This is a genomic window from Azoarcus sp. TTM-91 (genome assembly GCF_012911025.1).
Taxonomy (GTDB): Bacteria; Pseudomonadota; Gammaproteobacteria; order Burkholderiales; family Rhodocyclaceae; genus Azoarcus.
The window spans coordinates 1-1,227 of sequence record NZ_WUEI01000262.1 but is presented as its reverse complement, the minus strand read 5'-3'; the positions used below and the strand labels follow the sequence as shown (position 1 = coordinate 1,227).

Below are 1,227 nucleotides of genomic sequence, written 5' to 3'. Positions count from 1 at the left end.
CCCATGAGGGGGGAGGGAGACTTCTCGCGGCCGTCGAGCGGTCAGCGGATCTGGACGGTCTTCCGGCCGGCCAACATCGCCGCGGCGGCCACCACCATGCCCGGGCAAGCCGCCCCTCAGCAATCTCCCCTGAGCCGGCAAGCGCCAAAGACTTGGCAAGTGCCGCCCTCCGCCACCGCCGCCCCTTCCGCACGCTCCTGCGCACCGCAGCCCTCTCCAGCCTCCCCCTGCTTGCGCTGGCCGCCGGCGCCAATCTCGACAAGCGCCCCGGCGGCGACTTCACCACCGCCGACCAGGGCCGCGAGGCCTACACCCGCGTCGCCTGGGAGCAGGTGCCCGCCGCGCAGCGCGAAGCCGTCGCCAATGGCCGCGGCCTGGTGCGGCAGACCTGGGTCATCTCGCCCTCGGTCGATCCCAGCATCGCCGGCCTGGGCCCGACCTATAACCGCCCCTCCTGCCTGTCCTGCCACGCCCGCAACGGCCGTGGCGAACCACCCGCCTCCGCCGACGAGCCGATGCGTTCCATGCTGGTCCGGCTGTCCATCCCCGGCCTGGACGCCCACGGCGGCCCGCGGCCGGAGCCGGTTTACGGCGAGCAACTGAACGAGATCGGCGTACCCGGCGTGCCCGGCGAGGGCGAGGCCTACCTGCAATGGCAGACCCATATCGAACGCCTGGCCGATGGCACCGAGGTGGAACTGCGCCGCCCTACCGTCGCCTTCCGCAAGCTCGCCTTCGGCCCGCTGCATGCGGATACCCTGAGCTCGCCGCGCGTCGCCCCGGCCATCTTCGGCCTCGGCCTGCTGGAAGCCGTGCCGGAGGCGGACATCCTCGCCATCGCCGAAGAACAGCAGCGCGAAGGCCGCGGCGTGGCCGGCATGCCCAACCGGGTGTGGGACGTGGCCCAGGGCCGCACGGTACTCGGCCGCTTCGGCTGGAAAGCCAACCAGCCCGACCTGCGCCAGCAGGTGGCCGGCGCGCTGGCCGGCGACATGGGCATCACCTCGGTGCTCTTCCCCGAACCCAACTGCCCACCGGCGCAGACCGCCTGCGCCGCCTGGGACGCCGACCGCCATCCCGAGCTCTCCGCCGAAGCGCTGCAGGACATGACGCTCTACCACTACGCCTTGATGGTGCCCGCCCGCCGCCGCGCCGAGGCGCCGGAAGTGCAGCGCGGCGAGCACCTGTTCGCCGCCGCCGGCTGCGCCAGCTGCCACCGTCCGGCGC

1 protein-coding gene is annotated in these 1,227 nt (G+C 73.3%); it reads left to right on the top strand.

Annotated features, from left to right (window positions below; all coding sequences use genetic code 11):
• Positions 1-152: 152 nt before the first annotated feature.
• Positions 153-1,227 (top strand): di-heme oxidoredictase family protein (locus GRF61_RS24125; protein ID WP_211166187.1); only part of this gene is annotated, 1,075 nt, incomplete at its 3' end.